The 25,545-nt window shown below is 70.5% G+C and carries 22 protein-coding genes and 1 tRNA gene; 13 read left to right on the forward strand and 10 right to left on the reverse strand.

Annotated features, from left to right (window positions below; genetic code table 11):
• Positions 1–12: 12 nt before the first annotated feature.
• From ACWC2B_RS17585 to ACWC2B_RS17595, 3 genes are all read right to left on the reverse strand, one after another.
• A complete protein-coding gene (locus tag ACWC2B_RS17585) occupies positions 13–927 on the reverse strand; it encodes a cellulose-binding protein (protein WP_450717383.1) in 915 nt (304 codons plus the stop codon).
• 245 nt (positions 928–1,172) lie between these two features.
• The gene (locus ACWC2B_RS17590; protein ID WP_450717385.1) at positions 1,173–3,851 is read right to left on the reverse strand and encodes an SUKH-4 family immunity protein; all 2,679 of its coding nucleotides are present in this window, start codon (positions 3,849–3,851) and stop codon (positions 1,173–1,175) included.
• A gap of 8 nt (positions 3,852–3,859) precedes the next feature.
• Complete coding sequence (locus ACWC2B_RS17595; RefSeq protein ID WP_450717387.1) at positions 3,860–4,846, reverse strand: SMI1/KNR4 family protein; 987 nt, start codon at positions 4,844–4,846, stop codon at positions 3,860–3,862.
• A 249-nt stretch (positions 4,847–5,095) separates the two neighbouring features.
• On the opposite strand from ACWC2B_RS17595, the gene ACWC2B_RS17600 reads away from it, so the two are divergent.
• The gene (locus ACWC2B_RS17600; protein ID WP_450717389.1) at positions 5,096–5,632 is read left to right on the forward strand and encodes a YwqJ-related putative deaminase; all 537 of its coding nucleotides are present in this window, start codon (positions 5,096–5,098) and stop codon (positions 5,630–5,632) included.
• A 40-nt stretch (positions 5,633–5,672) separates the two neighbouring features.
• On the forward strand, positions 5,673–6,161 hold the full coding sequence (locus ACWC2B_RS17605) for an SUKH-3 domain-containing protein (protein ID WP_450717391.1): 489 nt from the start codon (positions 5,673–5,675) through the stop codon (positions 6,159–6,161).
• A gap of 319 nt (positions 6,162–6,480) precedes the next feature.
• Here the strand turns inward: ACWC2B_RS17605 and ACWC2B_RS17610 are convergent, their stop codons facing one another.
• Positions 6,481–7,800, reverse strand: coding sequence for a sensor histidine kinase (locus tag ACWC2B_RS17610; RefSeq protein WP_450717393.1), 1,320 nt, complete (start codon positions 7,798–7,800; stop codon positions 6,481–6,483).
• 154 nt (positions 7,801–7,954) lie between these two features.
• On the opposite strand from ACWC2B_RS17610, the gene ACWC2B_RS17615 reads away from it, so the two are divergent.
• The 4 genes from ACWC2B_RS17615 to ACWC2B_RS17630 all read left to right on the forward strand — a co-directional run bounded on the left by ACWC2B_RS17615 (position 7,955) and on the right by ACWC2B_RS17630 (position 11,583).
• The gene (locus ACWC2B_RS17615; RefSeq protein ID WP_450717395.1) at positions 7,955–8,830 is read left to right on the forward strand and encodes a hypothetical protein; all 876 of its coding nucleotides are present in this window, start codon (positions 7,955–7,957) and stop codon (positions 8,828–8,830) included.
• A gap of 11 nt (positions 8,831–8,841) precedes the next feature.
• A tRNA-Gln gene (locus ACWC2B_RS17620) sits at positions 8,842–8,912 on the forward strand.
• A 130-nt stretch (positions 8,913–9,042) separates the two neighbouring features.
• A complete protein-coding gene (gene glmU, locus ACWC2B_RS17625) occupies positions 9,043–10,491 on the forward strand; it encodes a bifunctional UDP-N-acetylglucosamine diphosphorylase/glucosamine-1-phosphate N-acetyltransferase GlmU (RefSeq protein ID WP_450717397.1) in 1,449 nt (482 codons plus the stop codon).
• 117 nt (positions 10,492–10,608) lie between these two features.
• Positions 10,609–11,583, forward strand: a complete 975-nt coding sequence (locus tag ACWC2B_RS17630) for a ribose-phosphate diphosphokinase (protein WP_053725021.1) — start codon at positions 10,609–10,611, stop codon at positions 11,581–11,583.
• 106 nt (positions 11,584–11,689) lie between these two features.
• Here ACWC2B_RS17630 and ACWC2B_RS17635 read toward each other — a convergent pair whose 3' ends face one another.
• Complete coding sequence (locus tag ACWC2B_RS17635) at positions 11,690–12,568, reverse strand: serine hydrolase (protein ID WP_450717399.1); 879 nt, start codon at positions 12,566–12,568, stop codon at positions 11,690–11,692.
• Entirely contained in the window at positions 12,565–13,515 is a 951-nt protein-coding gene (locus ACWC2B_RS17640) for a LysR family transcriptional regulator (RefSeq protein ID WP_450717401.1), read from the reverse strand. Before ACWC2B_RS17640 ends, ACWC2B_RS17635 begins: the two co-directional genes overlap by 4 nt.
• 225 nt (positions 13,516–13,740) lie before the next feature.
• On the opposite strand from ACWC2B_RS17640, the gene ACWC2B_RS17645 reads away from it, so the two are divergent.
• The 3 genes from ACWC2B_RS17645 to ACWC2B_RS17655 all read left to right on the forward strand — a co-directional run bounded on the left by ACWC2B_RS17645 (position 13,741) and on the right by ACWC2B_RS17655 (position 15,601).
• On the forward strand, positions 13,741–14,325 hold the full coding sequence (locus ACWC2B_RS17645; protein WP_450717403.1) for a 50S ribosomal protein L25/general stress protein Ctc: 585 nt from the start codon (positions 13,741–13,743) through the stop codon (positions 14,323–14,325).
• 139 nt (positions 14,326–14,464) lie between these two features.
• A complete protein-coding gene (pth, locus tag ACWC2B_RS17650; RefSeq protein ID WP_386032160.1) occupies positions 14,465–15,058 on the forward strand; it encodes an aminoacyl-tRNA hydrolase in 594 nt (197 codons plus the stop codon).
• 75 nt (positions 15,059–15,133) lie between these two features.
• Positions 15,134–15,601, forward strand: a complete 468-nt coding sequence (locus ACWC2B_RS17655) for a hypothetical protein (RefSeq protein ID WP_450717405.1) — start codon at positions 15,134–15,136, stop codon at positions 15,599–15,601.
• 341 nt (positions 15,602–15,942) lie between these two features.
• On the opposite strand, the gene ppc is transcribed toward ACWC2B_RS17655, so the two are convergent.
• Positions 15,943–18,672, reverse strand: a complete 2,730-nt coding sequence (ppc, locus tag ACWC2B_RS17660; protein WP_450717407.1) for a phosphoenolpyruvate carboxylase — start codon at positions 18,670–18,672, stop codon at positions 15,943–15,945.
• Positions 18,673–18,890: 218 nt separating this feature from the next.
• On the opposite strand from ppc, the gene ACWC2B_RS17665 reads away from it, so the two are divergent.
• From ACWC2B_RS17665 to ACWC2B_RS17675, 3 genes are all read left to right on the forward strand, one after another.
• Positions 18,891–19,886 carry an acyl-CoA desaturase gene (locus ACWC2B_RS17665; RefSeq protein WP_450717409.1) on the forward strand — a complete coding sequence of 332 codons (996 nt, stop codon included), beginning with the start codon at positions 18,891–18,893 and terminating at the stop codon, positions 19,884–19,886.
• Entirely contained in the window at positions 19,883–20,605 is a 723-nt protein-coding gene (locus ACWC2B_RS17670) for a TetR family transcriptional regulator (RefSeq protein ID WP_450717411.1), read from the forward strand. The genes ACWC2B_RS17665 and ACWC2B_RS17670 overlap by 4 nt, the downstream gene beginning before the upstream one ends.
• Before the next feature lie 273 nt (positions 20,606–20,878).
• Positions 20,879–22,603 carry an FG-GAP repeat domain-containing protein gene (locus tag ACWC2B_RS17675; protein WP_450717413.1) on the forward strand — a complete coding sequence of 575 codons (1,725 nt, stop codon included), beginning with the start codon at positions 20,879–20,881 and terminating at the stop codon, positions 22,601–22,603.
• A gap of 83 nt (positions 22,604–22,686) precedes the next feature.
• Here ACWC2B_RS17675 and ACWC2B_RS17680 read toward each other — a convergent pair whose 3' ends face one another.
• Together ACWC2B_RS17680 and ACWC2B_RS17685 are read right to left on the reverse strand one after the other, a co-directional pair.
• Positions 22,687–23,058, reverse strand: a complete 372-nt coding sequence (locus ACWC2B_RS17680; RefSeq protein ID WP_450717415.1) for a VOC family protein — start codon at positions 23,056–23,058, stop codon at positions 22,687–22,689.
• 46 nt (positions 23,059–23,104) lie between these two features.
• Positions 23,105–23,956, reverse strand: a complete 852-nt coding sequence (locus tag ACWC2B_RS17685; RefSeq protein ID WP_450717417.1) for a trans-aconitate 2-methyltransferase — start codon at positions 23,954–23,956, stop codon at positions 23,105–23,107.
• A gap of 131 nt (positions 23,957–24,087) precedes the next feature.
• Here ACWC2B_RS17685 and tamR point away from each other — a divergent pair, with 131 nt between their 5' ends.
• Entirely contained in the window at positions 24,088–24,585 is a 498-nt protein-coding gene (gene tamR / locus ACWC2B_RS17690; RefSeq protein WP_450717419.1) for a MarR family transcriptional regulator TamR, read from the forward strand.
• Here the strand turns inward: tamR and ACWC2B_RS17695 are convergent.
• Entirely contained in the window at positions 24,544–25,308 is a 765-nt protein-coding gene (locus ACWC2B_RS17695) for a LuxR C-terminal-related transcriptional regulator (protein WP_450717421.1), read from the reverse strand. The two genes, tamR and ACWC2B_RS17695, sit on opposite strands and share 42 nt — an antisense overlap.
• Between the last annotated feature and the right edge of the window lie 237 nt (positions 25,309–25,545).

Genomic DNA, 25,545 nt, shown 5'->3' on the forward strand with positions numbered 1-25,545 from the left:
GGAGTTGACGGATCAGTCCTCCTCTTCGTCGGGGGCCCGGCCCGTCAACGCCGCCAGGCTGTTGCGTACGTGCGCCATGTGCGCCTGCATCTCCTCGCGGGATCCGGCGTGCTCGCGCAGCACCCGCTCCGTGTCCGCCTCGATACGCGCCTCGGCGGCCCGCGCCCCGGCCACCAGCTCGGCCGCGCGCGCCTCGGCCTCCTCCTGGCCGCTGCGCGCACCCTCCTCGGCCTCGGCGAACACGCGCCGCGCCTCCTCAAGACCCGCCTCGGCGACCGCCGTCAGCTCCGCGAAGCGGGCCTCCAACTCGGCCTCGCGCGCCGCCAGTTCACACTCCTGGGCCTCCAGCGCCGCGGACTGCTCCTGTTCCTGCCCCGCCAGGTACACCTCGCAGCTCCGGCGCATCTCATCGAGCGCCCCGGCCGCCTCCCCGCGCTGCTCCTCGGCCTCCGCGCGGGCCGCGACCCGCATCTCGTCCGCCTCGGTACCGGCCGCGAGCAGCCTCTCCCGCACCCACGTCTCGGCGGCCGCGAGCACCTCCTCACTGTGCGCCCGCGCCGCGTCCTTCAGCGCCCGGCCCGCCTCCTCGGCGGCGCGCGCCTCCTCGGCCGCCGCCTCCTCGGCCCCGGCCCGCAGCGCCTCCGCCTCCTCGACCGTCAGCGTGAACAGCATCCCGGCGCGCCTGCTGAGCCCCTCGTACGTCTGCGGGGCCAGGCCCGCGGCCCGCTCGCCGAGGACGGCCGCCTTGGCGCCCATCTCCTTGGCCAGCACGGTCAGCCGGGCCGCCCGCTCCCAGGCCGTGTCCCGCTCCTTCGAGATCTCGGCCACCGTGCGGTCGACCTGATCGGGGCGGTAGCCGCGGCCCCGGCCGTAGCCGAACGGCGGCGCCGACGGTGGCGGCGGCGGTGACATCGATGCTGCGCTCATCCTGAAGCCTCTCCTTGGCACCCACGCGCGACCCGGCGTGCCCTTTCTGGCTGCCCGGCGCTCATCCTGACCGATCGAATCCTGACCGATCAGAGCGAAGTGGCCATAACGCGACACTCCGCCCACATCGCACGCTCAAGGATGTGTCACCGTACGCCGGAAGCCGGAATGCCCCAGGTGGCACACGCCAGAGGCGCCCACCGCGACCCGCACGGTGAGCGCCTCGGAGCGGCAGAAAGCAGCGGTCAGAGCAGCCCGTCCCACATCTGCTCAAGCAGCACCGACCACCAGCTCTCCGGCGACGCGAGCGCCGCCGGGTCAAGCGCCGCGAGCTGCGCCTGGAAGTCGACCGTCCAGCGGCCCGCCTGTTCGGGGTTGAGCCCGAACCGCAGCCGCCACATCCGACCGAGCAGCGCGAGGGAGCGTACGAACTCCGGCAGCCCCGAGTTCACGAACTGCGGCGGCACCGACTGCCCGCCGGGCCCCGCCTCCACCGGTACCGCCACAATGTTCGCGGTCCCGTACTGGACACAGATCGCCCGCCCGAAGTCCGAGCCCATCACCAGGTACGAACCCGCGTCCGCGGCCGGCTGCACACCGCGCTGCTGAGCCAGCTCGGCCAGCGTCGGCACCGGCTGCCCGGGCGCGGCCTGCGCCCAGAAGAACGGCCCGAAGTCCACCGGCAGACCCGCCCACACCAGCGTGACCGCCACGACCTCCGGCACACCCTGACGCGACACCGCCCGCTGGTCGAAGCGGAAGACGCCCTGCGGCCCGAACGCGCCCGCCAGCTCGTGCGCCACACCCTCCGGCGGCAGCGGCGGCACCGGCTGCACCGCCGGGATCGGCGCCCGCACCGGCTGCGGCCTGGCCGGACCGTCCGCGACCTGCGCCAACTCGCCCTGATGGGTGAGCAGATGCTGCACACCCTGACGACGCGAGCCGTGATCCTTGCCGTACGGGGCGACATGCGTGATCCGCACCTGCGGCCACTGCTCACGGATCATCCGCGCGCAGTAACCACCCGGAAGCTCGCACGACTCCAGCTCCGTGTGCAGCTCCAGGACATGGTCGGCGGGCACGTTCATCGCCCGCAGCTCGTGGAAGATCTGCCACTCCGGGTGCGGAATGCCCGGCGCCGAACGGCGGATGAGCTGCTGCTCGGAACCGTCGGGCGCGCGATAGCGCAGCACCGCCTGATAACCCGGACCCACCGTCGGCAGCCCCGCCGGGGGCTGCTGGGGATAGCCGTACGCGGGCGGCGCCTGCGGCACGGGACCACCCGGCGGCATGCCGGGCGGACCGGGCGGCATCGGAGCCCCCGGGCCACCGGGACCCATCTGCGCGGGGCTCGCCAGCATCGTCGCCGCCTGGTGCACACCGCCACCGGGAGCGCCGGGCGCACCGGGAGCGGCAGGCGGCTGCGGGCCACCGGGAGGCCCGGGCGGCATGGGCGCACCCGGGGCTCCGGGCGGGCCCGGAGGCATCGGAGCACCGGGCGCACCAGGAGGACCGGGAGGCACCGGAGCCCCCGGACCGCCGGGGCCCATCTGGCTCGGGTCGGCCAGCATCGTCGCGGCATGGTGCACCCCGCCGGGCGGGGTGCCGGGCGCGCCGGGAGGACCGGGCGGCATCGGAGCACCAGGAGCGCCGGGCGCACCCGGGGCTCCGGGCGGGCCCGGAGGCATCGGAGCACCCGGGCCGCCCTGGCCGCCGGGGCCCATCTGGCTCGGGTCCGCGAACATCGTGGCCGCCTGGTGCACACCGCCCTGCGCGGGCGGCGGCGTCGGCGGGCCGGGCGGCTGCGCCCCCTCAGGACCGAGGTGCGAGACCAGCTGCGTCGGCAGGTAACCGCCCGCCGGAGCACCCGGCGGCGGAGTCGAACCCGGCGCGGGCGGAGCCACCGGCACACCCGGACGGGCACCCGGGGTACCCGGCGCACCGGGCGGCGGCGGAGTCGCCGACACCCCGCCCCGCGCGGCCCGCGCACCCGGCGGCGGACCAACCGCCTTGCTGGTGGCGGCATCCGCGATGTCCCCGGCACCCGAAGGCGCGGGACTCGTCTGCGGGACGGGAGCGACCGGAGCGGGCGCGACCGGCGGCGGGGTCGACCCCGGCGGCGGCGCGGCCTGCGGGTCGAGCGCGGGCGCAAGCGCCGTCGGCGGAAGCTGACTGCCCCCCGCCATCAGCGCGGTCTTCGCCTCGGGCAGCACCCTCGGCGGCGCCGCGTCCTCACCGTCCGTACCGGACAGCGAAGGCGCGAACACCGTCGCGGGCAGCGGCACCGAACCGTCGTCCGACCCCGCGTTGGTGTCCGTCCCCGCCCAGGGCGTACCCCCGGCCGGAGTCCCGGAGGCCGGCCCCCCCTGAGAGCCCTGCGAGCCCTGAGAGGCGGCAGCGGGCGTCGGCCACGCGGGCGCGGAAGGCCCGGGGGCGGCGGGAGCGGGGGCAGCAGGAGCGGGAGCGGAGGCACCCGCACCCGCACCCATACCGGCACCGGCACCCTGCGACGCACCGGAACCCGAAGCGGAACCCTCACCGCGCCGGTCCGGAATCCCCAGCTTGTCCGCCGCCTCCTGGAGCCACTCCGGTGGACTCAGCAGGAACGACGTCTGGTTCAGATCGATCCGCGCCGGAGGCTCCGGCGCGGGCGGCGCGTCCTCGGGCACCCCGTACTCCTCCTCGTACCGGCGGATCACCTCACCCACCGGCAGCGCCGGCCACAGCGAGGCCTCTCCGCTGTCCCGGGCGATCACCAGGCGCTGCGCGCCGCCACCGCCCGACGGCCCGTCCTCGCGGTCCTCGGCCCACACCACGAAACCCAGCTCGAACTCCCGCACCCGCACCTCACGGTGCTGATACGCGGGCACATCGCCGTTGATCCACTCTTCCGCGCGCTCCTGCGCCTGAGCGAAAGTCACCATCGGCCGGCTCACTCCCCTACCGAGGTCGTCTCGACAGCGCGCGCGAAGCCGCCGTCCACCATCAGATTCGCCACGGTCTCCAACTCCGGCGGATTGCCCGCGAGCCGCGCCAGGAACGCGTCGAAATCGTCCCCACAGGGCAGCAGCAACTGCTCCACCCGCTCATGCACGCTCAGCCCGTCCCGGTCCCGTGCGTCGTCGTACGCGCAGAACCACACCGAACCGACCCCGGAACCCCGCACCTTCACCGCGAGAATCCCGCCCTGGACGAACGCGACACCCAGATAGTCCTTGGTGAGGTGATCCCGCAGACACTTGTTGATGTACACGAGATCATTGACCGCGGCCTCCTCACGCACCGTGAAGAACGGCTGGTCCACCAGCAGCCCCAGCTCGGCGTCGAGCGCCGCACCCACCGGGGCACAACCCCCCGCCGCCTTCAGGAACGACCGGTAGGCACCCGGCAGCCGGTACCCCAAGTCCTCCTCCACACCCAGGAGTTGGGACTCCGTCACCGACACCGAACCCTTCGGCAGACCGAAGTGCGCGGGCCGCGTCTCCTGCAACGGGCGCGTGCCCCGCTTGTCGTGCTCGACCTGCGCCGTCGCCAGACCGCCGTAGTGACGCAGCAGCGCCTTCACCTCGACCGGCACCAGTTCGAGCCGCCGACCGCCCGGCACGTGGTGCCACGTCCAGCCGTGCGGCGTCGCCACAGGCGCGATCGTGTCCCACAGCTCATGGCCCGCCGCGGCCATCGCCGCGTTCGCCGACACGTAGTCGGTCAGCCGGAGCTCGTCCACCCCGAAACCCTCGGGCGGCTCCGCGATCTCCGCCGCCGCACGGGCGTACGCCGAGAAAACCGGGAAGCCGTTCTCATCCACCCGCACCCCTCTGGGATGCCGGGAGGCCCGGACCGGATCCGGAAAGTGCACGACCTGCCCGGCATAGGCCGCGTTCGGTGGCGCGGCATGCTGCCCGAGCCGACCTGTCGTCATGGCGGTTGCCCCCTGCTGCGTGCTCTGCGTCTGGCTGGTGAGGACCAGACTATGCGGTGAGGCAATACCGGGCCCCGGCCCCGCATTCCGCTCACCAACCGTCACGCCCGTATCACCCTGCGCGCGCGACGCGCGGCTTATCACGCCCCAGCTTCCGTACCAGTACGCACATTTGGCAGGCTGTCCCCGCAACTCGGGGGCGCTGACACGTGCGGCTGAAGCCGCGGCCAGTGGGAGGAACACAGCACCATGCACACCGCACCAGGCGAAACATCAGCAACAAGCGCGATAAAAGGGACACCGGGCGACCCACGCCAGGGGCCGGGCGACCCACGCCTGGGGTGGAGCGCCACGGCCACCACCGCCGCACCCTTACTCCGCCACCGCCGCGACGGCATCCTCCCCGCCATCGCCGCCGCCCTCTCCGTACGCGGCGAAACCCTCACCTGCACCGCGGGCAAAGGCGAACAGCCACCGATCCTGCACACCCTCGTACAGGACTACCTCGACACCCTCACCAGCAGCCAGCGCGAACGCTTCACCGGCCGCTGCCCCGAAGCGATCCTGCTCTCCCGACACCTGACCGCCGTCGAAACAGGACGCTCCAAACGCGCCCAGCGCAAACCCCTCACCCACGGCGAGGCCCGCCGCGCCCTCAAACACGCCAAACTCACCGCCCGCCGCATCCGCGAGGACGGCGACCCCCTCCACGGCAGCTACGCACCCCCCTGCCGATCCTGCACCGCCCTGCTCGACCACTTCGGCGTCCGCAGCGTCGAACCCTGAGCAAACCCCACACCAAAACCTCACGGAAAGGCCGCGGCCGATGCCGGACATCTCCACCACCCGCTTCCCCGTCCCCGTCGACGCCGCCCTGCGCACCGCCGGCTGGCAGCCCGGCCGCTGGGACATCCGCCAGGCCGAAGCCTGGGCCGACGTCCTGCGCGGCCACACCTCGCCCGCCGGACACCGCCACACCGTCTTCCCCGCCGCCGTCGAAGCCTGGGCCGAATTCGGCGGCCTCAGCCTCACCGCACCGGGCCCCGGCCGCCGCAACGCCCCCGCCGCCCTGCACTTCGACCCCCTGGCCGGCCTCCACCTCGCCCGCACCCTCGCCGACCTCGGCCGCGCCCTCGAAACCGACATCGCCCCCCTCGGCGAAGAAGGCGACCAACAAGCCGTACTCGCCATCGACACCGAAGGCCGCGTCTACTCCCTCGACCACACCGGCGACTGGTACCTCGGCCCCGACATCGACGCCGCCCTGAACACCCTGATCACCGGCACCCAGCCGATCCGCCTGACGTCGGGCTGACTCGGACCCCGGCCTTGGCCGGTACCGGGCCGTGCACGGCACTCGCGCAGTTCCCCGCGCCCCTCAAACCCGCCTTCGACCGCGGGCCCTACGTGGCTGGTCGCGCAGCTCCCCGCGCCCCTAGCAGGGTTGATGCTGGCATCTTCAGCCCGTCCGGCAATTGAGGACGAGCGCCCTTCAGGCGCGAACGGGGTCTGGGGCGGAGCCCCAGGGGTCTTTGCATTCCACCCCCGGCGGCCACGCGGCGGAGCCGCAGAATGTCACAGCGGGAAGGGGCGGGGTGGGGGAATCCAGGGTCTGGGGCGGAGCCCCAGGGACGCTACGACACCACCGGAGCCCGGTCCGGCAGCACCGCCGACACCCGGAACCCACCCGCGTCCGTCGCCCCCGACACGAACACCCCGCCCAGCGCCGTCACCCGCTCCCGCATCCCCACCAGACCATTGCCGCCGGACGGCAACCCCGCATCCGCCGTGACACCGTCCGCAGGACCGTTCTCCACCTGCATCGCCACCTCGGCCTCCCGCCGCGCCAGACGCACCATCACCTTCGCGCCCGCCGCATGCTTGTGCACATTGGTCAGCGCCTCCTGGATCACCCGGTACGCCGTCTGCTCCACCAGCGCGTCATACCCCCGCGCCTCCCCCTGCACCATCAGCTCCACCACCATCCCGGCCTCCCGGGACTGACCCACCAACGCCTCGACGTCCGCCAGACACGGCCCCTCCTCCACGACAGCCGCAGCGGCAGCAGCCGCCACCCCCACAGCCGCCAACGGCACCGGATCCACCCGCACCGCCGCCCGCTGCTGATCCGCCGCCCGCAAAACCCCGAGCATCTCCCGCAACTCCGTCAACGCCTGCCGGCCCATGTCACCGACCAGCGCCGCGTTCTTGACCGCCTTCTCCGGATCCTTGCGCGCCACCGCCTGCAACGCCGCAGCGTGCACCACCATCAACGACACCCGGTGCGCCACCACGTCATGCATCTCCCGGGCGATCCGCGTCCGCTCCTCCGTACGCGCCCACTCCGCCCGCTCCTCGGCCCGGTCCGCGAGCAGCGACAACTCCCGCTCCAGCGAATCCGCCCGCTCCCGCAACGACTCCATCAACCGCCGCCGCGCCCCTATGTACAGCCCGTACAGCAACGGCGGACCCGTGATCCCGAGCGACATCACCACCGACACCAACGGCACGTACCAGAGCCCCGGGTCGTAATCACCCCGCGCCACGCTCTGATGCATTCGCACGAACGTCACGATGAACGTCCCCGCCACCGACATCCCCGCCAGCGCCGCCGTGATCCGACGCGGCACATCCGACGCGGCCAGCGTGTAAAGACCCACCACGCTCAGCACGAAGCCCATGCTGGCCGGCGTCACCGCGATCGACACCAGCACCACGGCGATCGGCCACCGCCGCCGCAGCACCAACGACGCCCCCGCGACAAGGCCGAGCAACACCCCGGCCGGCACGGGCAGCCCCGAGGCCCCCGCGAAACTCACACCCTCCAGCGCACACTCCAGCGCGGAGATCACCCCGAGCAGCACATCCAGCACCGCGCTGCGCCTGCGTTCCCACCACCACCAGCCACGGGAGGTCAACCCCGTGGCTTCCTGGTAAGCCCCCGTTGCGGTCATAGCTCCCAGACTACGGGCGGGCGCGAACGTTTTTCCGGCGGCGTACGCAGCATGAAATCCCCACGAACACGCCGCAAACCAGTGTTAATCCCACGATGTAGTGAACTGCCCGCATATTCGAGCGGGCGTCCGCATGCCGGACGAACGTGTCCATATGACATCCACCACACCCGGCAAATACGCCGACTTCGAGGGCCTGCGCCAGCAGGCGGTCGCCCTGCGCCGAGAAGGCCTCAGCCGCCGCCAGATCCGCGACCGCCTGTTCGTCGACAACAACGACCTCCTGAACCGCCTCCTCAACGGCGAACCCGCCCCCGAGTGGACCAAGCGCCCCAACGCCAAGGACGACCTCCGCGACCGCGCGCGAGAGCTTCGCTCGCAGGGCATGACGTACGACCAGATCCAGGTCGAGCTCGGCTGCTCGAAGAGCTCGATATCCCTGTGGGTACGAGACCTCCCGAAGCCGGACCGCACGCGAACCCCGGAGGAGGCGTCGGCCATCGCCAGACGAGGGTGGGAGGCGACGCTTCAGCGCCGGGAGGAGGAGCGGCAGCGGACGAAGCAGGATTCCGCGGGCGACATCGGGGAGCTGTCCAACCGCGAGCTGTACCTCGTCGGCGTGGCCCTGTACTGGGCCGAGGGCGCCAAGGACAAGCCCTGGGATCGCCGGGAGTCCCTGAAGTTCATCAACAGCGACCCGAACGTGATCAGGCTCTACCTGAAGTGGCTGGCACTTCAGGGTGTCGCACCAGAGCGGCTGCGCCTCTGCGTCAACATCCACGAGTCGGCCGACATGGAGGAAGCCACGCGATTCTGGGCAGAACTGACGGGCCTCGGCCCGGCAAGCTTCAACAAGCCGGTCCTCAAGCGGCACAACCCGAAGACGCGCCGGAAGAACACCGGGGAGGCATACCGGGGCTGCCTCGCGATCTATGTCCGGGATAGCGTCGATCTGTACCGTCGCATGGAAGGCGCCTGGTACGGCATAGTAGGGGGCGCCCTCTCGACCAGTGAGCAGAAACGGACATAGGGCGCAGACCATCCCAGGTCGTCTAATGGCAGGACAAATGGTTTTGGTCCATTGAATGAGGGTTCGATTCCTTCCCTGGGAGCTCAAAAGTTCGGGTCCTGACTGCACCAGTCAGGACCCGCCGCGTTTTCCCCCGCCCCCACCCCGATTTCATCTGCGAAACCCCCCGGTATCCTTCGGGTGTCCACCCCCCGAAGCCGAAGGGCACCTCCGTGAGCGCAACCCGCCCGGCCGCCGTCGTCGTCCTCGCCGCGGGTGAGGGCACCCGCATGAAGTCGGCCACTCCCAAGGTTCTGCACGAGATCTGCGGGCGCTCGCTCGTCGGCCATGTCGTGGCGGCCGCTCGTGAGCTGGAGCCCCAGCACCTCGTCGTGGTCGTGGGCCACGCCCGTGAGCAGGTGTCCGCCCACCTCGGCGCGATCGACGCCGACGTGCGCACCGCGATCCAGTACGAGCAGAACGGCACCGGGCACGCCGTCCGGATGGCGCTGGAGGAGCTGGGCCAGACCATCGAGGGCACGGTCGTCGTGGTGTGCGGCGACACCCCGCTGCTGACCGGCGCGACGCTGGCGGAGCTGACCCGTGCGCACGAGGCGGACGGCAACGCCGTCACCGTGCTGACGGCCGAGGTCGCCGACTCGACGGGTTACGGCCGCATCGTGCGGGACAACGTCTCGGGTGCGGTGACCGCGATCGTCGAGCACAAGGACGCGACCGAGGCGCAGCGCGCGATTCGTGAGATCAATTCGGGTGTGTTCGCGTTCGATGGCGCGTTGTTGGCGGATGCGTTGGGCAAGGTGCGGACGGACAACAGTCAGGGTGAGGAGTATCTGACTGATGTGCTGGGGATTCTGCGTGAGGCGGGGCATCGGGTCGGTGCGTCGTTGGCGGGGGATTTCCGGGAGATTCTGGGGATCAACAATCGGGTGCAGTTGGCCGAGGCGCGTCGTTTGTTGAATGACCGGTTGCTGGAGCGGGCGATGCTCGCGGGTGTGACGGTGGTGGATCCGGCGTCGACGTTCGTCGATGTTCAGGTGACTTTTGAGCAGGATGCCGTGGTGCTTCCCGGTACTCAGCTGCTCGGTACGACGCATCTTTCGTCCGGGTCCGAGGTGGGTCCCAATTCGCGTCTGACGAACACGGTCGTGGGCAGGGGCGCGCGGGTCGACAACGCGGTGTCGTACGACTCCGAGGTGGGTGAGGGTGCGACGGTCGGTCCGTACGCGTATTTGCGGCCGGGTACGCGGCTTGGTGTGAAGGCCAAGATCGGTACGTATGTCGAGACGAAGAACGCGACGATCGGTGAGGGGACGAAGGTTCCGCATCTGTCGTATGTGGGGGACGCGACGATCGGTGAGTTCACGAACATCGGCGCGGCCAGTGTGTTTGTGAATTACGACGGTGAGGCCAAGCACCACACGACGATCGGCTCGCACTGCAAGACGGGTTCGGACAACATGTTTGTTGCTCCTGTCACAGTGGGGGACGGTGCTTACACCGCTGCGGGTTCGGTGATCACGAAGGATGTGCCGCCGGGTTCGTTGGCTGTCGCCCGTGGCCAGCAGCGGAATATCGAGGGTTGGGTGGAGCGTAAGCGTCCGGGAAGTGCTGCCGCGCAGGCTGCTCAGGCTGCGGCCGAGCGGTCGGGCGGGGAGAACTGACCGGATTCGGGTGCGTCTTTCACGGCGTACCGTGATAGGTGCACATATTCGGCTGGCTCGCCGCGAAAGGGACCGCGCGGGTGCAGCAGCATCGAACACGTCTGAGGAGACTGTGCTGTGACCGGGATCAAGACGACCGGCGAGAAGAAGCTGATGCTCTTCTCCGGCCGCGCCCACCCCGAGCTGGCCGAGGAGGTTGCGCACCAGTTGGGTGTGGGCCTCGTGCCGACGAAGGCCTTCGACTTCGCGAACGGTGAGATCTACGTTCGTTTCCAGGAGTCGGCGCGTGGTGCGGACTGCTTCCTGATCCAGAGCCACACGGCTCCGATCAATAAGTGGATCATGGAGCAGTTGATCATGATCGACGCGCTGAAGCGTGCGTCGGCGCGCTCCATCACGGTGATCGTGCCGTCCTACGGCTATGCCCGTCAGGACAAGAAGCACAAGGGCCGTGAGCCGATCTCGGCGCGTCTGGTGGCCGATCTGCTGAAGACCGCGGGTGCGGACCGCATCCTCACGGTCGACCTGCACACGGACCAGATCCAGGGCTTCTTCGACGGTCCGGTGGACCATCTGACCGCGCTGCCGGTTCTGGCGGACTACGTGGGTGCGAAGGTCGACCGCTCGAAGCTGACGATTGTTTCGCCGGACGCCGGACGCGTGCGTGTCGCGGACCGCTGGTGCGACCGTCTGGACGCGCCGCTGGCCATCGTGCACAAGCGCCGTGACAAGGACGTCGCGAACACGGTGACCGTCCACGAGGTCGTCGGTGACGTCAAGGGCCGGGTCTGTGTCCTGGTCGACGACATGATCGACACGGGTGGCACGATCTGCGCCGCTGCCGATGCGCTGTTCGCGCACGGTGCGGAGGACGTGATCGTGACGGCGACGCACGGCATCCTGTCGGGTCCGGCCGCGGACCGTCTGAAGAACTCGAAGGTGAGCGAGTTCGTGTTCACGAACACGCTGCCGGATCCGTCGGATCTGGAGCTCGACAAGATCACGGTGCTTTCGATCGCTCCGTCGATCGCCCGCGCGGTGCGCGAGGTCTTCGAGGACGGCTCGGTGACGAGTCTCTTCGAGGAGAACTAGCTTGTAGTTGTTGGGAGTTGGGGCCGCGTCCGGTGTTCGGATGCGGCCCTTTCTTCATGCCCGGATTCTTCATGTCCGGATTCTTCATGCCCGGGCTCTCGAAGGCTCATGTACGGGCCCGCAGCGCGTCGACGGCGGTTCGGGCGGCGCGTCCGATGGCGGCGTCGGCGGCGGGCAGGGTGGCCGCGGTGGAGGCGGCGCGGGTGAAGACGGCGACGGCGTAGCGCCCGCCGTCGGGGTATTCGACGACGCCGGCTTCGTGGCGCAGCGTGGGCAGGGTGCCGGTTTTGCCGCTGACGCGTACGTCGTCGAAGGGGAAGCCGGAGGCGAGGCGGTGGCTCCAGGCCTGGGTGCCGAGGATGGCGCGGAGTTCGTCGCCCCAGGGTCCTTCGCAGACTTCGTCGCGCCAGATGGCGGTGAGCAGGGCGCAGATTTCTCGTGGGGTGGAGCGGTTGGTGCGGGTGGGGTCGAGGACGGTGAGGCGGGCGACGGCGGCGGGGTCGACGAGGGCTGCGGGGCCGCTGCGGCCGGTGTCGGTGACCATCGTGGCGTAGAGGCCGGCCTGGTTGTGGACGGCGATGGTGCGGGCCAGTCCGAGGGTGTGCATGGTGGCGTTGACGGTGTCGAGGCCGAGGTGGTCCCAGAGGAGGTCGGCGGCGGCGTTGTCGCTGACGGCGATGGCGAGGGAGGCGAGGTCGCGCAGGGAGAGGCGGGCGGCGTCGCGCATGACGGCGAGGCCGGTGGGTCCGGGGGCGCGGTTGCCTGCGGGGATGTCGAGGGGGGTGGTGGGGTCGATGCGTCCGGCGGCGGCTTCGCGGTAGAGGGTGGCGACGAGGCACAGCTTGTGGACGCTGGCGGTGGAGACGGGGGTGTCGGCGTTCAGGGTGATGTGGGCGCCGGTGTCGATGTCGGTGGCGCAGAGGGATCCGGTGATGCCGGCGTCGGTGAAGGCGGCGGTGATGCGGCTGCGTACGGGGGTGTTCACAGCGGGAACTCCGATGCGGGGCGGGGGTAGAGGCGCCGCTGGGTTGCGGTGGGGGTGAGGCCGGCGGTGTCGCGCAGGACGTCGTGGGCGGCTTGGGTGAAGAGGCGGACGGCGGGGCCGTCGCGTCCGGCGGGCCAGGCGGTGGAGGTGCGCCAGGTGAGGGGGTTGGCGTGCAGGGGGCGCCAGGTGGTGCCGGGTTCGGGGGCGGGGCGGGGCAGCAGGGCGACGACGTGGGTGCCGGACAGGATGAGGGCGCGGGTGAATTCGATGCCGGCGACTTCGCGGACGGCGCTGGGGGTGCAGCCGTGGCGGGCGCAGGCGGTGAGGGTTTCGTCGTGGAGGGCGGGGGCGGTGGCGCGGGGGAAGAGGACGAGTTCGCGGCCGTCGAGTTCGCGTATGTCGATCTCGGTGTGGGTGGCGAGGGGGTCCTGGTCGGCGAGGAGGGCGCCGAGTGGCTGGTGGAGTTGGGGGCCGAAGCCGAGGCCGGTTGTGGGGCAGGGGTGGCGGACGATGCCGGCGTCGAGGGTGCCTGCGGTGAGTTCGGCGGTCTGGTCGGCGGTGTTGAGTTCGCGGAGGTCGAGTTCGCCGCCGGGGCTGCGTTCGCGGTAGGCGGTGAGGAGGGCGGCGACGGTGGCGCCGCCGAGTTGGGGCGGGACGGCGGCGCGCAGGGTGCCGGCGGCGCCGCCTTGGACGCGGCCGACGAGGGTGCGCAGGCGGTCGGCGGCGTCGAGGAGGGTGTCGGCTTCGGTGAGGACGAGGCGGCCCGCGGGGGTGAGGGTGGCGCCGGTGCGGCCGCGGTCGAGGAGGCGGACGCCGAGTTCGCGTTCGAGGCGCTGGATGCGCTGGGAGAGGGAGGGCTGGGCGACGCGCAGGCGTTCGGCGGCGCGGCCGAAGTGCTGTTCTTCGGCGACGGTGCGGAAGTACCTGAGGTGCAGCAGCAGGTCCATGAACAGCAAGAATAGGTGAATGCCTATGAAGCTGGATCCGATACCCGGCCCTCGGCGACTGATCCAATTGGGCGGGTGGGGGGTGGCCGGGTAGTCTGGGGAAGTTGCTCGGCGAGGGAGGCCGTACCTGAGGTACGGCGGTCCGTTATCGACGCGCTCTTCGTAGCAGGCCAGTCGTGGCCGGGTGACCGCCAATTTTTGGTTCACCTTCTACGAGGAGTGCACATGTCCGAGGTCAAGCTCGCCGCCGACGTCCGTACCAGCTTCGGCAAGGGCGCCGCCCGCAGCATCCGCCGTGAGAACAAGGTTCCCGGTGTCATCTACGGTCACGGCACCGAGCCGGTCCACGTGACCCTGCCGGGCCACGACCTGCTGCTCGCGCTGCGTACGCCGAACGTCCTGCTGTCCCTGGACATCGACGGCAAGACCGAGCTCGCGATCCCGAAGGCCGTCCAGCGTGACGCCATCAAGGGCTTCCTGGTCCACGTCGACCTGCTGCTCGTCAAGAAGGGCGAGAAGGTCACGGTCGAGATCGCGGTCGAGACCGAGGGCGACCTGGCCCCGGGCAGCTTCCTGGTCGAGAACGTGCTGAACACGATCTCCGTCGAGGCCGAGGCCACCCACATCCCGACCTCCGTCTCGGTCTCCATCGAGGGCCTTGAGGCCGGCGCGGCCATCCACGCCAAGGACATCAAGCTGCCGGCCGGTACGACCCTGGCCACCGACCCCGACGCCGTCGTCATCCAGATCCTGGCCGCGCAGGCCGAGGAGCCGGCTGCCGAGACCGAGGCCGAGGGCGCCGAGGCCTGAGCCGCACGCTCTGCCTGAGATCCGTGCCGGGCACGGACTCCGACGGGGCGGCGGGCCACAATGGCCCGCCGCCCCGTTTTTCTTTGTCCGTATGTTTCGTCCACATCTTTTTGTCCGTACGTGAGGAGACGCAGCCCCCATGACGACCGACGCGAACGCACCCTGGCTGATCGTGGGCCTGGGCAATCCGGGTCCGGAGTACGCCGCGAACCGGCACAACGTCGGTTTCATGACCGTCGATCTGCTGGCGGAGCGGATGGGTGGCAGGTTCAAGGCGCACAAGGCGCGGGCGCAGGTCGTGGAGGGGCGGATCGGTCCGCCGGGTCCGCTGAACCGTCGGGTGGTGCTCGCCAAGCCGCTGTCGTACATGAACCTTTCGGGTGGCCCGGTGACGGCGCTGCGCGACTTCTACAAGGTGCCGGTGGCCAACATCGTTGCGATTCATGACGAGTTGGACATCGACTACGGGGTGCTGCGGCTGAAGCTGGGCGGTGGGGACAACGGGCACAACGGCCTGAAGTCGATCACGAAGTCGCTGGGCGCGGACTATCACCGGGTGCGGTTCGGGATCGGTCGGCCGCCGGGGCGGATGCAGGTGGCGGACTTCGTCCTGAAGGACTTCTCCTCGACGGAGCGCAAGGAGCTGGGTTACTTCGTGGACCGGGCGGCGGACGCGGCCGAGGCGCTGGTGATCGAGGGCCTGGAACGAGCTCAGTCGACGTACAACTCCTGACAAGGCGTGGCAGAGCAGCCCTGTTTGTTGGGCAGAGGTTGACCGAGCGCAGCCAAACCGCCAGGATCGCGCCCCATGACGAAACGGAGCCGTACGTTCCTGCTGTACGTGCGACGGGCCGCGATGGCCCTGGTCGCCGCGCTGCTCGTGGTCGCCGGGTTCTGGTCGTCGTGGGGCACCGCCCAGCACGTGGTCCTGGCGAAGGGCCGTGACCACGGCACGCTGACGGTGACGAAGTGCGCGGACGACGTGTGCACCGGCCCGTACCGACCCTCGGCGGGCTCGTCGGCGCACCCCGGCATGACGATCGCCGAGTCGGTGGCGGTCCGTCGGGGCGCCCGGATACCGGTGGTGGTGAAACCGGGCACGACGCAGGCGGTACGCAGCGGGACGGCGGGCCTCCTGTACGCCTGGCTCCCCCTGGCGGGGGCGCTGCTGCTGGCGGCGCTGGTGATCGGTGGGGGTGTGCGGATGCCGCGTACGGCGTGGGTGACGGGGGTGCTGGGCGCGGCGACGATGGCGGCGGCATTCATCGCCCTGTAATTTCCGGGGGCGCTGCCCCCGACCCCGCTCGCGCAGTTCCCCGCGCCCCTTAGTGGGCCGGATGTCGCGCGCGGGCACGCGGTGGCTGGTCGCGCAGTTCCCCGCGCCCCTGTAGGGCACCCAGCATGCCCAGTCGCGCCCACGCGGCGGAGCCGCACAATGTCGCGGTCCCGCGCCCCTAGCAACACCAACCCTGGCCCGCACCGGAGCATTTCAGCCCGTCCGGCGATTGAGGACGAGCGCCCTTCAGGCGCGAACGGGGTCTGGGGCGGAGCCCCAGGAACGACCGCCGCCCCTTCCCAACCCCCGGAGGGTCTCGGGAAGGGGCGGGGTGGGGAAAGTCAGCCCGTGTTGCGCAGGCCCGCTGCTACTCCGTTCACCGTGAGGAGAAGGGCACGGGACAGCAGGGGATCCGGGGCCTCGCCCCGCTCCGCGGCAGCCCGCTGGCGGGCCAGGAGCGAGACCTGGAGATACGAGATCGGGTCCAGATACGCGTCCCGGATCGCGAAGGTCTGCTGCAACACCGGGTTGGCGCCGAGGAGTTCATCGCCCCCGGTGATCCGCAGGACCTCCCGCACGGTCAGCTCATGCTCCGCCTCGATCGTCGCGAACACGTGCTTCAGCTCGTCCGGCACGAGCGTGTCGACGTAGTGCCGGGCGATCCGGAGGTCCGTCTTCGCCAGCGTCATCTCCACGTTGGAGAGGAAGTTGCGGAAGAAGTGCCACTGCTCGCTCATCTCGTCGAGCACCGTGTCGAGCCCGGCCTCGCGCAGCGCCTTGAGGCCCGAGCCGACGCCGTACCAGCCGGGCACGATCTGCCGGGACTGGGTCCAGCCGAAGACCCACGGGATCGCGCGAAGACCGTCGAGGCCCGCACCCGAGTCGGGGCGGCGCGAGGGCCGCGAGCCGAGGTGGAGTTCGGCGAGCTGGTCGACGGGGGTGGAGGCGAAGAAGTAGGCCGGCAGGTCCGGGTCCTCCACGAGCCGCCGGTAGGCGGAGTGGGCCGCGTCCGACACCGTGTCCATGGCCGCGTCCCAGCGGGCGAGCGCCTCGTCGGACTGGCGGGGCGCGGTGTGCAGGGCGGACGCCTGGAGCGTGGCCGCGACGGTCAGCTCCAGGTTCTCCCTGGCCAGCGATGGAATCAGGTACTTGTCGGAGATGACCTCACCCTGCTCGGTCACCTTGATCTCGCCCTCCAGGGTGCCCCAGGGCTGGGCGAGGATGGCGTCGTGCGAGGGGCCGCCGCCGCGGCCGACGGTGCCGCCGCGGCCGTGGAAGAGCCGGAGCCGTACGCCGTACCGGTGCGCGACGTCGCGCAGCCGGCGCTGGGCGCGGTGGATCTCCCACTGGGAGGTGGTGATGCCGCCGAACTTGGAGGAGTCCGAGTAGCCGAGCATGACCTCCTGGACGTCGCCGCGCAGCGAGACGAGGCGCCGGTAGGAGGGGTCGGCCAGCATTTCGTCGAGGATGACGTCGGCGGCACGCAGTTCGTCCGTGGTCTCCAGGAGCGGCACGATGCCGATCTTGGCCCAGCCGCCGTGCAGGTCGATGAGGCCGGCCTCGCGGGCGAGGACGGCGGCGGCGAACACGTCGTCGGCGCCCTGGCACATCGAGATGATGTACGACTCGATGACCTCGGGCCCGAACCGCTCGAAGGCTTCCTTGATCGTCCCGAAGACGCCGAGGGTCTTCTGGCCCGCCGCGTCCAGCGGGGCCGGGGTGGGGGCGAGCGGGCGCCGGGACCTCAGCTCCTTGGCGAGGAGCTTCTGCCGGTAGTCGCGCGGCATGTCGGCGTAGCGCCAGGACTCCTCGCCGAGCCGGTCGAAGAGCTGGCCGAGCGCGTGGTGGTGGGCGTCCGCGTGTTCGCGTACGTCCATCGTGGCGAGCTGGAGGCCGAACGCGGACAGCGTGCGGATCGTACGGTCCATGCGGCCGTCGGCGAACAGGGCGCCGCGGTGTTCGCGCAGGGAGGTCTGGATGAGGGTGAGGTCGGCGATGAGGTCGGCGGTGCCGAGGTAGTCGCGGCCCGGCTGGTGCGGGGTGCCCTTGGCGAGCCGGTCCTTGGTGTGGACGAGCTTCTGGCGGATCGCGGTGGCCTTGAGCCGGTAGGGCTCCTCGGCGTTGAGGCGCTTGTAGCGGGGGCTGATCTCGGGGAGTGCTTCGAGGTCGGCCTGGAGCGAGGAGAGCAGCTCTTCGGTGGCTCCGGCGTACCGGATGGAGTTGGAGAGCAGCCCGCGCAGGAAGTCGATCATTTCGAGCGCGTCGTTGATGCCGTGCTCGTGCTGGAGGATCAGCACGTCCCAGGTGACCTTGGGGGTCACGTTGGGGTTGCCGTCGCGGTCGCCGCCGATCCAGGTGCCGAAGGTGAGCGGGCGGGTGCCGGGGGGCAGCTCGACGCCGACCCGTTCCAGCTCGGCCGCGAGGTCCTCCAGTACGTCCCCGACGGCGCCGGCGTGCAGCTCGTCGAGGTAGTAGATGGCGTTGCGGGCCTCGTCGGCCGGTTCGGGGCGTACGACGCGGAGCTCGTCGGTCTGCCAGATCAGGTCGATGTTCTCGGCCAGGCGCAGGTCGTGGCGGCGCCGGTCGGAGTCGATGACCGGGGTTTCCAGGAGCTCGGCGATGCGGCGCAGCTTGTTGAGGACGGAGCGGCGGGCGGCCTCGGTGGGGTGGGCGGTGAAGACCGGCCGCACGTTGAGGTTCTTGACGCTTTCGCGGACGTGCTCGGGGTCGCCGTCCTTGAGCATGTCGGCGGTGCGGGCGAGGAGGCTGCCCTCGGCGGCGCGGTGGGCGCGCAGCTCACGGCCGCGGTGGACCTGCTCGGTCACGTTCGCGAGGTGGAAATAGGTGGAGAACGCGCGCACCAGCTTGGCGGCGGTCTCGACTTCGGTGCCGCCGAGGAGTTCGGCGGCGGCCTCGCCGTCGCTCCGGGTCAGCGCGCGGACCCGCTCGACGAGCTCCAGGAGCTCGGGTCCCTCCTGTCGGACGAGGGTCTCGCCCAGGAGGTCACCCAGTCGGCGGATGTCGGCGCGCAGCTCGTGGCTGGCGGCGGGAGTCTGGTCGGCACTGCTCACAGGTGCGGCTCCTTGCAGTGTTTGAGCACGTCTGGAGGGTTCTGGAGGCTTGCGGACCGCGCTGTCCGACGACACCCAGGATAGGTGTCCCATTCCGCCCCGCCGTCCACGGGCTCTTGTCCCGGGCCACGGCACTGCCATACTTACGTTGCCGTAGGTTACGCAACCGTAGCCAGGCGATCCCTCTCGAATTCCTCACCCTGCCGGGGGTACTCCCCATGACCACCAGTCCCGATCTGCTCAAGTCACCTGACGAACCTCCGTTGCCGTCCGCGACGCTGGGCGGCGAGAGCAAACGCTCGATCGAGCAGATCGCTCTGCTGCTCTTCATCACCGTGCCCTTCGTGGCGCTCCTCGTGGCGGTGCCGCTCGCCTGGGGGTGGGGGGTCAGCTGGCTCGACATCGGCCTCCTCGTGTTCATGTATTACCTGGGCTGCCACGGCGTCACGATCGGTTTCCACCGCTATTTCACGCACGGCTCGTTCAAGGCGAAGCGGCCGCTGCGGATCGCGCTCGCGGTGGCGGGCTCGATGGCCGTCGAGGGGCCGCTGGTGCGCTGGGTGGCCGACCACCGCAGGCACCACAAGTTCTCGGACGCGGAGGGCGACCCGCATTCGCCGTGGCGGTTCGGCGAGACGCTGCCCGCGCTGATGAAGGGCCTGTGGTGGGCCCACATCGCCTGGATGTTCGACGAGGAGCAGACCTCGCAGGAGAAGTACGCACCGGATCTGCTCGCCGACCCGGCGATCCGCCGCATCTCGCGCGACTTCGTCTACTGGACGATCCTGTCCCTCATGATTCCGCCGCTGGTGGGCGGTCTGGTGACGATGTCGTGGTGGGGCGCGTTCACGGCGTTCTTCTGGGGCTCCCTTGTGCGGGTCGCGCTGCTTCACCATGTGACGTGGTCGATCAACTCGATCTGCCACGCGGTCGGCAAGCGGCCGTTCAAGTCGCGTGACCGCAGCGGCAACGTGTGGTGGCTGGCCGTTCTGTCGTGCGGCGAGTCGTGGCACAACCTGCACCACGCGGACCCGACGTCGGCCCGGCACGGGGTGATGCGGGGGCAGCTCGACTCCAGTGCCCGGATCATCCGCTGGTGCGAGCAGGTGGGTCTCGCCTACGACGTGCGCTGGCCGAGCGCGGCCCGTATCGACTCCAAGCGGAACGGGGACGGCCCCTCCCGGCGCAAGGAGAAGGCCGCCGAGGCGGCATGATGGACGACGTGGCGACCGACTCCAGCACCACCCGTACCACCAGCACCTCTGGTTCTTCCCGCTCGGCCGGGGCCGCAGGCTCCGCCGAGAAGCCCCGGCGCACCCGCCGGACTCGGATGACCGGCGCCGAGCGCCGGGAGCAACTGCTGGACATCGGTCGCACGCTCTTCGCGGAGAAGGGCTTCGAGGGCACCTCGGTCGAGGAGATCGCGGCGAAGGCGGGCGTCTCCAAGCCGGTGGTGTACGAGCACTTCGGCGGCAAGGAAGGCCTGTACGCGGTCGTCGTGGACCGGGAAATGCGCTCACTGCTCGACATGGTGACGGGCGCGCTCACAGCGGGCCACCCGCGGGAACTCCTCGAACAGGCCGCATTCGCGCTGCTCGACTACATCGAGACGTATACGGACGGATTCCGCATTCTGGTGCGCGACTCCCCCGTCGCCCAGTCGACCGGAACCTTCGCCTCACTGATCTCCGACATCGCCACCCAGGTCGAGGACATTCTGGGCCTGGAGTTCAAAGCCCGCGGTTTCGACGCGAAACTGGCGCCGCTGTACGCACAGGCGCTGGTCGGCATGGTGGCGCTCACCGGGCAGTGGTGGCTGGACGTGCGCAAGCCCAAGAAGGCGGAAGTCGCGGCGCATCTGGTGAATCTGGCCTGGCACGGTTTGGACGGTCTTGAACCGAAACCGCGCCTGATAGGGCACCGCAAAAACTGATACCCACTCCCCCCGGACTCCCTCCGGGCAACAGCGGACAACATCGGCCACAATTTTCACTTCAACTGCACAAGAATCCGCTGTAGTCTTCACGCACAATCCCGGGGGGGATTTTCGCCATTCCTCGCGTGCAATCACCCGTGGCTGCCCGTTGTGCCGCCACGGCGTGCGTGCCGCGCCCTTTTCCGCGCGCCCATGCGACGACGAATACGCAGCGATTCCATTCCCCCCGGATCTACCCGCTTTATTCCCATGGGGGGAATTTTGTCCTCTGTGCGCACCAAGCGCGCGAGCCGCCTCGCGGCCTGCACCGCCATCGTCCTGTCGGCGGGCATGCTGCTCGCCGGCCCGGCCTCGGCCGACACCAACCCGGCGGGTCCGCATGTCGCGGCGAAGCCGGCGAAGCCGCAGACCGCCGAGCCCTCCGCGACCCGGCCCCAGCGCAAGACGCCGTACGGCGCCACGGCCGCTGCCGTCCCGCGGAAGCCCCGGTTCGACCTGGACAAGGACGGGAACAGCGATCTGCTGTACCAGGAGCCGAACGGCAAGGTCTACCTGGAGCCCTGGAAGATCACCCACAACCCGGAGGTCTCCAGCGGCTACGCCCCGGCCAAGGACCTGATCGAGCCCGGCGACATCGACGGCGACGGGAACCCCGAGCTGTTCGTCGTGTCGCCGACCGGCACGCTGGCCCTGTACTCGGGCCTGTACGCCACGCCGGTCAAGGACCAGAACCAGCAGGACAGCCTCTCTGTCTACGGCGGCTCACTGTCGTGGTCCAGCACCGGCTGGAACGCGTACAACAAGCTGATCGTGCCCGGCGATCTCACCGGTGACGGCAAGGCCGACCTGCTGGCCCGTACGCCCTCCGGCGACCTGTACCTGTACCCCGGCACCGGCTCGCTCACCGGCAGCCCCTTCGGGGACCGGGTCAAGGTCGGCAGCGGCTGGGGAATCTACGACCAGATCGTCGGCAGCCTCGACATGAACAACGACGGCATCGCCGACATCGTCGCCCGCACGCCCGGCGGCGACCTGTTCTTCTATGCGGGTTCGGGCAGCGCCGCGACCCCGCTGAAGGACCGCGTCAAGATCGGCACGGGCTGGAACGTCTACAACCAGCTCCTCGTGATGGACGACGCAGCCGGCAGCTACGTCGTGGGGCGCGACCTCGCGGGGGCGCTCTGGTACTACGGCGTCGACCTCCAGGGCGGTCTGGGCCCGCGGGGCGCCATGAACGCCACCGGTTGGAACGGCTCCGTCCTGGCCAATGCCGGCGGCAACGCGGCCTTCGGCAAGGGCGACCTGCTCGGCCTCGACACCCAGGGCTCGCTCTACTACTACTACGCGCTGGGCAACGGCACCCTGGCCGACCGCAGGCTGATCAGCGACGTCGGCGGCTGGGCCGGGGCCAACGTCACCTTCACCTCCTCGCTCCGCGCCGACAGCCGCTGGGGCACGCTGCTGGAGGTGGGCGGCGGCCACCTGTTCGTCGAGGGTCACGACCTCGGCGCCGGCTGGGACGCGTTCAACGGGCTCGCCGGGGTCGGTGACCTCACCGGTGAGGGCAACGGCGACCTGCTCGCGCGCGGCAACAACGGGCACATGTACCTCTACCCGGGCAACGGCCAGGCGACCGGGTTCTACAACCCGGTCGACCTCGGCGCCGGCTGGAACGGGTTCAACAAGCTCTTCGGCGCCGGTGACGTCAACGGCGACGGCATCGCGGACCTGCTGGCCCGTGACGGCAACGGCCACCTGTTCATGTACCCGGGCAAGTCGACGCCCGGCTTCGGCAACCGCATCGACCTCGGCGGCGGCTGGAACGGCTACAACAAGCTGGCCACCCCGGGCGACATGACCGGTGACGGCCGCGCCGACCTGATCGGCGTCGACGGTTCGGGTACCGCCTGGCGCTACGACGCCAACGGCACGGGTGCCTTCAAGGAGCGCGTGAGCCTGGGCGGCGGCTGGAACACGTACAACGGCATCTACTAGGCCCAACGCGCCGTGTGCGCAAGGCAGTTCACGCACAGGAGTGCCCCGTCCCTTCCGCGAGGAGGGGGCGGGGCACTGTGCGTTCAACCGGCGACCGGGGCCGGCTCCAGGAATTCCAGGCGGTTGCCCACCGGGTCCTCGGAGTAGAAGCGTTTGTGGCCCGGCAGGTTGTCGTCCCAGACGACCTTCGCGCCGTGTTCCTCAAGGCGGCGCGCGTACGCCTCGATCGAGGTGACGCGGAGCCCGGGGTGGGCCTTCTTCGCGGGGCGGAAGTCCTCCTCGATGCCCAGGTGGAGCTGGACCGGCCCGTACTGGAACCAGCAGCCGCCCCGGGCCGCCAGTACCGGGGGCTTGGGGAGTTCGGTCATGCCGAGTATGACTTCGTAGTACGTCCTCAACTGCGGCTCGCTGCCCGGCGGGGCGGCGAGCTGTACATGGTCGACAGCGGCGAGCATGGGCTGGTTTCTCCTGCCTTCTTCCACTTCTTCCCTCTACTTCCCTCTACTTCTTCCTGGCCACGGCGAAGATGCGGCGGAACGGGAAGACCGTGCCGTGCGGGCCCGGCGGGTAGGCCTCGCGGAGCCGGTCGCGGTATTCGGTGAGCAGGGCGTCAATGGCTTCCTGGTCCCCGTCGAGGGCCGTGAGCACGGGGCGCAGGGCGGTGCCCTTCACCCAGTCGAGGACGGGATCCTGGCCGGTGAGCAACTGGCAGTAGACGGTTTCCCAGACATCGGTCTCGCAGCCGAGATCGGCGAGGCGGGTGAGGTAGTCCGCGGGTTCGAGGATATGGACGTAGCGGCGGCCGTGATCATCGAGGCGGCGGCGCCAGCGCGGGGACTCGCAGAGTTCGGCGAGGATCGCGTGGCTGGGCGAGGTGAAATTGCCGGGGACCTGGAAGGCGAAGGTGCCTCCTGGGTTCAGGCCGTCGATCCAGGCGGGGAACGACTCGGGGTGGTTGGGAACCCACTGCAGGGCCGCGTTGGAGACGATCAGGTCGTACGGTTCGCCGGGCACCCAGTGCGCGGCGTCGGCGACCTGGAAGTCGAGCCAGCCGCCGCCCACGGTGGTGCCGGCGTGCTCCTTGTCGGCCTGGGCGAGCATCTGCGGTGAAAGGTCGAAGCCGGTGATGCGGGCGTCGGGCCAGCGGTCGGCGAGGCGGGCGGTGACGTTGCCGGGGCCGCATCCGAGGTCGGCGATCCGGGGCGAGAGACCGCCGGTCGCGGGGAGTTCCGGAATGCGGCTGAGCAGGTCGAGGAACGGGCGGGTGCGGTGCCCGGCGTGACGCAGATACTGCTGTGGGTCCCAGACCGGTGGCTCGGTCCGGGTGGTGGTCGTCGAAGAATCGGAATGCATGTTCGAGCCCCCTTGCAGGTACGGCCGTCCGAAGCGGAACAGGGTCCCGGCCCCTCCATGCCCAATGGTGGCTCGATATATATCTTGACGTCAAGAGACTTCACGTCGACAGACCCTCTACACTGATCGCCATGGAGGACGAGGTCGACCGACTGGTCGCAGCATGGCGCCGAGAGCGCCCGGACCTCGACGTGGAACCACTCGAGGTGCTCAGCCGGGTCAGCAGGCTGGCGCGCCATCTCGACCGGGCTCGTAGGCTCGCGTTCGCCGAGCACAGCCTGGAGCCCTGGGAGTTCGACGTGCTGACGTCGCTGCGGCGGGCGGGCGCCCCCTACCAGCTCTCGCCCGGGCAGCTTCTGACGCAGACGCTTGTCACCTCGGGCACGATGACCAACCGGATCGACCGGCTCGCCAAGAAGGGCCTGGTGGAGCGGCTGCCCGACCCCAGCGACCGGCGCGGGGTCCTGGTGCGGCTCACGCCCGAGGGGCGCGACCGGGCCGACCAGGCGCTCGCCGGACTCCTGGAGCAGGAGCGGGCCATCCTCGGCGAGCTCAGCCGCGCCCAGCGGGGCGAACTGGCGGGCCTGCTACGCCAGTTGACCGCCCCGTTCGACAACATCCCCGGCTAGGTCGACCGGGCCGACGCCCGCCCGGCGGGCCAGTGCGACGGCCGCGAGCGTGGAGTGCACGCCCAGCTTGCCGAGCACGTTCTGCATGTGGGTGCGCACCGTGTGCGGGGACAGGAACAGGCGCTCGGCGACCGCCTTGCGGCCGAGCCCGGCCACCATGCAGCGCAGCACCTCGCGCTCGCGCGGGGTGAGCGACTCGACGAGCCGCTCGGACTCGGTGCGGTGCTTGCGGGCGGCGGTCAGCTCGCGCAGGACGCCCGTGAGCAGCGCGGGCGGCAGATGCGTCTCGTCGCGCAGGACGCCCCGGATCACGGCGAGCAGCCGTTGCAGGGAGCAGTCCTTGGCGACCCAGCCACAGGCGCCGGCCTGCAGGGCGAGGGCGGCCCGGCGCGGGTCGTCCTTCTCGGCGAGTACGACGGTGCGCACCGCGGGCTGGCCCGAACGCACGCCCGCGACCAGGGAGATCCCGTCCACCAGGCCCTCGGCGCCGCCGTCGGGCACCGCGCGGGCCACCGGGACCGTCGCCGATGTGCCCAGGTCCGCGTCGACGAGCATCACATCGAATCTGCGGCCCTCGGCCGCACCCCGCTCCAGGCAGCGCAGCGCCGCGGGACCGCTGCCGGCCGCGGCGACGTCCACGTCGGGCTCCGCGGCCAGGGCCGCGGCGAGCGACTCCGCGAAGATGCGGTGGTCGTCCACCACCAGAACTCGGATACGTACCAAGTGACACCCCCAGGGTCGGGGGACGGACCGGTACGGGTACGGCGCCCGGAGCCGGGTTCACCGCAGTCGCACGGCCGCCGCCGTGCACTGAGTACTACCCCACCCCGGGCGACGTACCCGACTGTCTCGCCCCCTGATCAACACCGGCCCCCACCGGTGTTGTGCATCAGCGTAGGGCCGTGAGCTGTCAGCGGAAGGCACTTTGCAGAACTGATTGAACCCGTACGGCTACGTGGC

Source organism: Streptomyces sp. NPDC001415 (assembly GCF_053597395.1).